The following is a 7,481-nucleotide window of genomic DNA, read 5'->3' as shown; positions in this document are numbered from 1 at the left end:
CGGCTATGTCGAAGAAACCCTTGTCCCAGCCCTCAGACCTGGCGACACGGTCGTGCTCGACAATCTGCCCGCCCACAAAGTCAGCGGCATCCGCGAACGCATCGAGGCGGCCGGAGCGAGGCTGCTGTACCTGCCGGCCTACTCCCCCGACTTCAACCCGATCGAACTTGCCTTCGCCAAGCTCAAGGCCATCCTCCGAGCCGAAGCCGCTCGCACGATCAGCGACCTCTGGGACACGATCCGACAAGCCTTCAGACGCTTCACGCCAGCCGAATGCCGCCGGTATCTCGCCGCCGCAGGCTACGACGCATATGATCCAATATGATCGGATGCCGCTCTAGCTCGAACCTACGGAAGAGGCTGCCGCCATGGCCATCGATCCTGATGCCGACGCCAATTATGCGGCCCGCGATGCCGCGATTGCCGTAAACACCTATACCACCGTGCTACGTCGCCCCCAGGTGCCGCACGAGGTGTTCGCGACCTATTGGCGTGATGTGCATGGGCCGCTCTGCTCTCGGGTTCCAGGACTCGCTTGGTATGTGCAGTATCATCTCGACCGCGAGCAGGATGCGCATCTCTGGCCGCCGCAGGACGAGATCGAGCCGTTCCCCGATTACGTGCTGGATGGGGGTGTGGAAATCGGCTTCGCGAACGCAGCCGACCAAGCACTCTTCAATGCGTCCTCGTCCATCCTCTTTTCCGACGAGCAGAACATGTTCGCGGCCACAGTCGCGTATGCCCTATCTGCCGGTTCGCGCACCCTGGTGGATCGCATTCCGGATCCGAACCCCAACGGCGACGACGTGTTCGACCGGATGCACGTCCATTTCGGCCCCGGCAGGAAGGATCCCGAAGCCTTCGCCGCCTGCGTGACGCGCCTTGCCGAGATGCTGGCGTCCGACCCGGCCTTGCTCCGCGTCCGGCTACATCTCCCTGAACCCTACGACAACGCCAATCCGGCCCCGCCCGCGCCGGCCGTGATGCACACGGTGCCACCGGAGCGGGAGCGCATCGCCATCCTGGACCTGACCTTCGCGACACCGCTTTCCCGCCGCGGCTTCTTCCAATCGGCGCGGTTTGCGGACACGGCCGCCGACCAGACGCGGCATATCGGCCACGCAACCGCCTTCGCAGTCAGCGGCATGTACACCTATGTCCGCAACAAGCGGCTGACGCTTGCGGGCCTTCGTGGCAGCCGTGCCGCGCAATTGATCGTGCGTCTCGGTGCCGTCAATCAAACGGCGGACGATGTGCAGCACCTCTTATTCAACGGCCAACTTTTGCTACCGGAGACGTAAATCGTTTTCGTCTGACATCATGGTCGCCGCTTCGAAGGCCTCCCTTCTGGCGGTGGCTTACCAGCTGGATGGCCGACGTATCGGTGGAGAAAGCGGCGATCGAACGCCCCGCTCCTTCGTTCCGAACCGACGGCGCCGGCCGAGTTAGGTCGGCAGCGGAAAGGCCGCTCGGGGTGGTCAGCGGCTGGTCCGCTTTCGAGCGGCCAAAGCATCGAAGCGGACGGTCACGTCCCCCCTTCCTATACCTCTTGCACCTCCTCGGCGCCTCCTTCTCAGCAGCCGCAGGGCTTAGAGCTGTCCCACCGCCTCGACGATCTCACCAAACGGCAGCGGCTTCTGAAACCGTAAGACGTCGGCCATGTCCGGCGGGATCACGTCAGGGTCGTAGCCCGTCAGGAACACGAACGGCGCGTTGCATGCCCTCAGCGGTCGCGCAATCTCAAAGGTGGCCCACCTCCACCGAGATTGAGATCGAGCACCGCGTGCGTCGGGTTTTACAGGTCGAGGAGATCCCGTATCGCGTCCTCGTGCGGGCACGGGCCGTCGGACCCTGACGCGGATCAACTGGATCAGGGCGCCCGATCAAACATCGCGCGTCGCCTGATGGTCAGAGCGTCTGCCCAACGCGGCGTCGAAGCGCGCTGGGCAGCACGCCGTAGGCAAGTTTGAACCGACGGCCGAAATGGGTCATGTCGGAGAATCCCCAGCCATAGGCGATCTCGCTGACTGTCCGGCCGCCTTGCAAGGGATCTCCCAGGGCCTGGCGACAGCGCGCAAGGCGCCGTGCCTGGATGAGTTGTACGATCGACGTGTTCTCGTCAGCCAAGACCGCATTGGCGTATCGCACGCTGACCCCGGCCGCGCTGGCGACCAAGCTGGCATCGAGGGCGCGGTCAGCCAAGCGGGCTTCGATCACCGCCCGCAATTTGACACGCACGAAGGAGCGGGACGGCGAGGTACGCGACCCGTCCTGCCCCCACATCCGCCCAACCGACAGGGTGACCAGATCGAGCAGGTGCGGTTCGAGAAGGGCTTCGGCGGCCGAGCTCTAATCGTCCGTGTGCTGCGGCAGCATCGCGAGAGTGGCCGACAGCAGACCAGTCTCGGTCGTGCCCGGCTTGATCGCCCGGGCCGTCATCTCCCGTGCCTTCCCAAGGCGCGCTTTTAAAAGCTGCCGTGGGATCTTCAGCATGAGGACTTCCGAACCTTTGGAAAATCGTGCCCCGTAGGGCAAGGCCGGGTCGTTTAGGGTGATGTCCCCCGCCTCCAACACGACGTTGCGGCCGTCCTGCTCCAGGGCGATCTGCCCACCGGATTGCCGACAGATGAACAGCTCGTCGATGTTGGCGTGCGCTATGTGACGGCGGGTATGGCTAACCGCCATGTCCGAGTTCTGGAACGAGACAAGTCCAATGTCGCCGACCGAGCCGGCACGTAACTCAGCGTGAAAAGTATTCCGGCATACCGGGGTGGATTCGTGATCAACGACATCCTTCCGGGCCACATCGTGCCAGAAAGCGAAACGCTCCCGCGGATGGATGTGCTCCGTCGAGAATACGGTCTTCAAAGGACCCTCGCATGTCCGGATAGCCGACGATGAAGGCCGACGCGGCCGATTCGAAGCCGCATGGGCATGACACAATTACACTCGCTGAGTTGAAGGCAGCCGGCGATATCAGATCGGGCCCAAACAACGCGTCTCACATGATACGGCTTCATTGCAGGCGGAGAACCCCGGCTCCCGGGGCAAGTTTTGCCGAAGCGCTACGACTTTTGCCGCAGCGAACGCAGGGCATCCACGGCACGCCCTAGAACTGCTTTGGCAGTCTGGTCTGAAGAGCTCTGATTGACCATCCTTCAAGTAAGCAAAGAATCATATTTTACTGACTTCATGCGCTTTAGATTGAAGTGCAAGCATACATTTTTCCTGTTTACGGCGCGTCTAGGTCAGAATTACTTTCTGCCAAAGTAGTGATAGTAAATGATACGCACTGATCCAACGAGTAGAATGCGGTCGCAAGGTACTTCGCCCGGATGCCACATCCCGGAACTCACGACTCTGCCCTCGTCGCAATCTCGATCCTGATCGCTGCCGCCGCTTCCTACACGGCGCTCGACCTCGCCGCACGCATGCGTGCCACCACCGGATGGCCTTCGCGGGCGTGGCTCGCCGCCGCCGCCATCGCCATGGGGGGCGGCATCTGGTCGATGCATTTCGTCGCCATGCTCGCCTTCAGCCTTCCGGGCCTGGAGGTCGGCTACGACCTGCGCCTGACTTTGCTCTCGCTGGCGCTGCCCATCGCGGTCACGGGGCTGGGCTTCGTCGTCGTCAATCGGCCCGGCGCAGGACGGAGTGCCCTCTGCCTGAGCGGCCTCGTGATGGGGCTCGGCATCGCGGGCATGCACTACACGGGCATGATGGCCATGCGCATGCCGGCCGACCTAAGATACAACCGTCTCTGGGTCGGCCTCTCGATCCTCATCGCCATCGGCGCGGCCGTCGCCGCGCTCTGGCTCGCCTTCCAGCAGACCAGCGTCAAGCTGCGGCTCCTAGCCGCCGCGGTCATGGGCTTCGCCGTTTCAGGCATGCACTACGCCGCGATGCAGGGTTCTGCGTTCAGCGCGTATGCGCCCGTCGATCATGCCCACGGCACCGCGGGGGTGAACCAAACCTACCTCGCGCTCTGGGTCACCGGCACGACCTTCCTGATCCTCGTCCTGGCGCTCGCCGCAGCCATGTTCGACCGGCACCTGTCGGAGGCATCCGAGCACGAGGCCGTAGCTCTCCGCGCGAGTGAGGAGCGCTTCCGGCTGCTGCTCCAGGGCGTGCGAGACTACGCGATCTTCATGCTCGACACCGAAGGCCGGATCGCCAATTGGAACGCCGGGGCTGAGCGCATCAAGGGCTACACGGCCGAGGAGATCGTCGGCAGCCACCTGTCCCGCTTCTACACGCCCGCCGACCTTCAGCACGGCGCTCCGGCTCTGGCGCTCGAGACCTCTGCCCGCGAGGGGCGGTTCGAAGCGGAGGGCTGGCGGATGCGCAAGGACGGCAGCCGCTTCTGGGCCAACGTGGTGATCGACGCAATCCGTGACGAGCAAGGCCTCCTTGTTGGCTACGCGAAGGTCACACGTGACATCACCGAGCGCAAGCAGGCCCAGGAAGCTCTGGATCAAGCCCGTGAGGCACTTGCACAGGCTCAGAAGATGGAGGCGGTTGGCCAGCTCACGGGAGGGGTCGCGCACGACTTCAACAATCTCCTCATGGCGGTCCTCGGCAGTCTCGAATTGCTGCGGAAACGCCTACCGGACGATCCCAAACTCACACGCCTGCTCGACAATGCCGTTCAGGGCGCGCAGCGTGGTGCTGCCCTGACGCAGCGCATGCTCGCCTTCGCGCGACGGCAGCAGCTGAAGCCCGAGGCGGTGGACTTGCCTCAACTCGTGCAGGGTATGACGGACCTGCTCCAAAGCTCGATCGGACCGCAGATACGTATCGAGACCCGCTTTCCGCTTGGCTTACCGCGCGTCCTGGTAGACGCGCACCAGTGTGAACTGGCGCTTCTCAACCTGACTGTGAACACACGCGATGCCATGCCCGAGGGCGGCACGATCACGATTGCGGGTCGCCAAGCGGGCGAGGAAGATGCGGTCGATCTTCCCGAGGGCCGCTTCATCTGCCTCTCGGTGGCGGACACAGGCAGCGGCATGGACGCGGCGACCCTCGCCCGTGCGCAGGAGCCATTCTTCACCACGAAGGGCGTCGGCAAGGGAACAGGGCTGGGCCTTCCGATGGTGCAGGGCTTAGCTGCGCAGTCACAGGGCCTTCTCACGCTCAGGAGCCAAGTCGGCGAGGGAACGACTGCGGAAATGTGGTTTCCAATGGCCGAGGCTGGGGCACAAGCGGAAACTGTGAACGCTGCACCTTCCCCCCGTATGTCGTCGCGGTCTTTGGCCGTTCTGGTGGTCGATGACGATCCCCTGGTTCTCGAAAACACAGCAGCGATGCTGGAGGATTTAGGTCATTACGCCGTTGAAGCTCGATCGGGCCAGGATGCCCTAGACCTTCTTGATCGCAGACAAGGGCTGGACCTTGTCATCACCGACCACGCTATGCCGGGCATGACGGGAACACAGCTGGCAGAGCAGATCGCACGCGCGCACCCTGGGTTGCCAGTTATTTTAGCCTCGGGCTACGCGGAGGTATCGTCAGAGCGCACCCCTGTTCTGCCTCGGCTAAGCAAGCCGTTTGATCAAGGCACACTGGCTCAGGTAATCGCCAACGCGGTTCATGGCGCCGAGATTTCCAGCAAGATCATCAACTTTCGCTCCCGAGCAGCCACACTGGATTGTTCGGGTGCCTCACGCGATGCACACCAAAAATGAGGTTCTCGGGAGCCAATTATCGCAAGCTTGAACACCTAATGATGGGCCACTGCGGCTGAGGGCGGATAGGCTTACAGCAGCCTTGAATGGGACGTGGACCGACAGAAGGCCTTCCTGCGCAAGCGCTTCGCGGATGCCGGTTGGCAGGCCGAGCGTGTCCTCTCAGGGATGGATAGCACACAGGATTTCTACTTCGACGTCCTGCGCCAGGTCCGGATGAAGCAATGGTCGAAGGGGCGCGTTGCTCTGACGGGTGACGCCGCGTGGTGCGCGACGCCGCTAGCCAGCATCGGAACGACGCTGGCGGTCACTGGAGCCTATGTGTTGGCGGCAGAACTCGACCGCGGCGGCGATGTGACGGCCGCCTTGAACCGCTACGAGACCGCGATGCGCCCCATGGTTGAGGATGGCCAGGGGGTGCTGAAGATCGGTCCACGCCTGATGCATCCCCGCAGCCGTCTTGCTATCCGCCTCCTGCACGGTGCGCTGGGCGTAGCGAGCCAGCCGTCCCTCGGCAATCTGGCGGCGAAACTGTTCGCGGGCAAAATTAAGGTGCCCGATCTGTCCGGATATGCTGAAAATCCCTGAGGGAGCCGGACCCGTCCGCTAACGGTAAGCCTCGTGATCCAAGTGAATGGCCGCAACGGGTCGATTGCGGATCGACAGCTTGGGGTGGTTTCCCGCTGGTCCGCTTCGAGACTGCGGTCATAAGAAGCGGACGTCGCCGCCGAGCCCATTCACGACCCTTCTTGGACTCTGGGAAAGCCCGCCTCCAGAAAGTCTGATTGACGAGGATCTACGACTGGAACGGGTGATTCTGCGACGACTCGCTCCAAGTCGTTTCATCCAGAGTTGCTGGTCTTCGTTTGCAGTTACCGGGATGGGGGTGGGGGTGCGAGTACAAGGCCTGGTTACATGACCGTTAAATCAGCCGACGGATCGCGCCAAATCAGCCGATTTAAAGACTTAGGGGTATGCTAATTTCCATTGACAATCAGGTCAAAATAAATCTCCTATTCAAGGAGCTTTATACTATTAATTTTGGAATCTATCAATCGTCCTGTTTTTTAACGTCAGCGCAAGCAGAAGCTCATGCCCACTCCAGACGAAAGCGGCCATGCCTCTCCCCATCTGGAAACATTGCTAGATAGGATTGCGGAGGCACTAAATTGCCCAGTCCATTTATTTTCGGAGTCTCCCTCAGGTCCCTCTGCCAAGATCGATGAGTTGCTGCGACTTTGGTCCATGATCGAGCATGAGGATGATCGAATGAAGGTCTTGGCCTTCATGCAGCAAGCAGTCGGTACTGAGGTCGCCGTGAAAGCGGCCGAGAAAGCCGCTCGTCGAAACTAGCAAAAGCAACTCGATGTTTAGTGAAGCGTGATTTGCCGAGGTGACCCGGTGAGGGCATCAAGGGGTATGACGGCTCGAAGAAAAGACGTCCGCTTAAGGACCAGGGATCAGGTTCGGCTCACCACCCCGAGCCTTAGAGCGCCTAACAGAACCGTCTGATCTGGTTGAGTGTGATGAGGCTGGCAGCGAGGCTGGTGAAGGCTTTGTAGATGTCTGCACGTCGCTCGTAGCGCACGGGCAGCCGACGGAAGCGATTGAACCAAGCGTGCGTGCGCTCCACCACCCACCGATGCCGGCCTAGCCTCTCGCTGCTCTCGATGCCGCGGCGTGCGATGCGCGGTACAATCCCACGCGCCCGGCACTCGTGTCGGCGCGGTTCAGCGTCGTAGGCTTTGTCGGCGTGCAGTTTGTCCGGGCGGTGTCGCGGCCGGCCCCGCCGAC

The 7,481-nt window shown here is 62.1% G+C and carries 7 protein-coding genes; 4 read left to right on the top strand and 3 right to left on the bottom strand.

Annotation, left to right across the window (positions count from 1 at the left end):
• Both BM228_RS32850 and BM228_RS32845 read left to right on the top strand, forming a co-directional pair.
• Nucleotides 1–325: transposase (locus tag BM228_RS32850; RefSeq protein ID WP_139234341.1), on the top strand; the 325-nt coding region annotated here is incomplete at its 5' end.
• Between the two features lie 43 nt (nt 326–368).
• Nucleotides 369–1,301 carry an EthD domain-containing protein gene (locus tag BM228_RS32845; protein WP_092047461.1) on the top strand — a complete coding sequence of 311 codons (933 nt, stop codon included), beginning with the start codon at nt 369–371 and terminating at the stop codon, nt 1,299–1,301.
• Nucleotides 1,302–1,908: 607 nt separating this feature from the next.
• On the opposite strand, the gene BM228_RS32840 is transcribed toward BM228_RS32845, so the two are convergent.
• Nucleotides 1,909–2,283: a helix-turn-helix domain-containing protein gene (locus tag BM228_RS32840; RefSeq protein ID WP_092047459.1), complete on the bottom strand. Its 375-nt coding sequence runs from the start codon at nt 2,281–2,283 to the stop codon at nt 1,909–1,911.
• Between the two features lie 66 nt (nt 2,284–2,349).
• A complete protein-coding gene (locus BM228_RS32835) occupies nt 2,350–2,868 on the bottom strand; it encodes a cupin domain-containing protein (RefSeq protein ID WP_167367910.1) in 519 nt (172 codons plus the stop codon).
• A 467-nt stretch (nt 2,869–3,335) separates the two neighbouring features.
• On the opposite strand from BM228_RS32835, the gene BM228_RS32830 reads away from it, so the two are divergent.
• Nucleotides 3,336–5,687 carry an MHYT domain-containing protein gene (locus tag BM228_RS32830; RefSeq protein ID WP_092047456.1) on the top strand — a complete coding sequence of 784 codons (2,352 nt, stop codon included), beginning with the start codon at nt 3,336–3,338 and terminating at the stop codon, nt 5,685–5,687.
• 93 nt (nt 5,688–5,780) lie between these two features.
• Complete coding sequence (locus tag BM228_RS32825) at nt 5,781–6,275, top strand: FAD-dependent monooxygenase (protein ID WP_244537437.1); 495 nt, start codon at nt 5,781–5,783, stop codon at nt 6,273–6,275.
• A 907-nt stretch (nt 6,276–7,182) separates the two neighbouring features.
• Here BM228_RS32825 and BM228_RS32820 read toward each other — a convergent pair.
• Nucleotides 7,183–7,481 (bottom strand): transposase (locus tag BM228_RS32820; RefSeq protein WP_139234340.1); only part of this gene is annotated, 299 nt, incomplete at its 5' end.

This window comes from Methylobacterium pseudosasicola (assembly GCF_900114535.1).
In the GTDB taxonomy this organism is placed as follows: Bacteria; Pseudomonadota; Alphaproteobacteria; order Rhizobiales; family Beijerinckiaceae; genus Methylobacterium; species Methylobacterium pseudosasicola.
The sequence above is the reverse complement of the archived record's forward strand: the minus strand, read 5'-3'. Positions and strand labels throughout refer to the sequence as shown.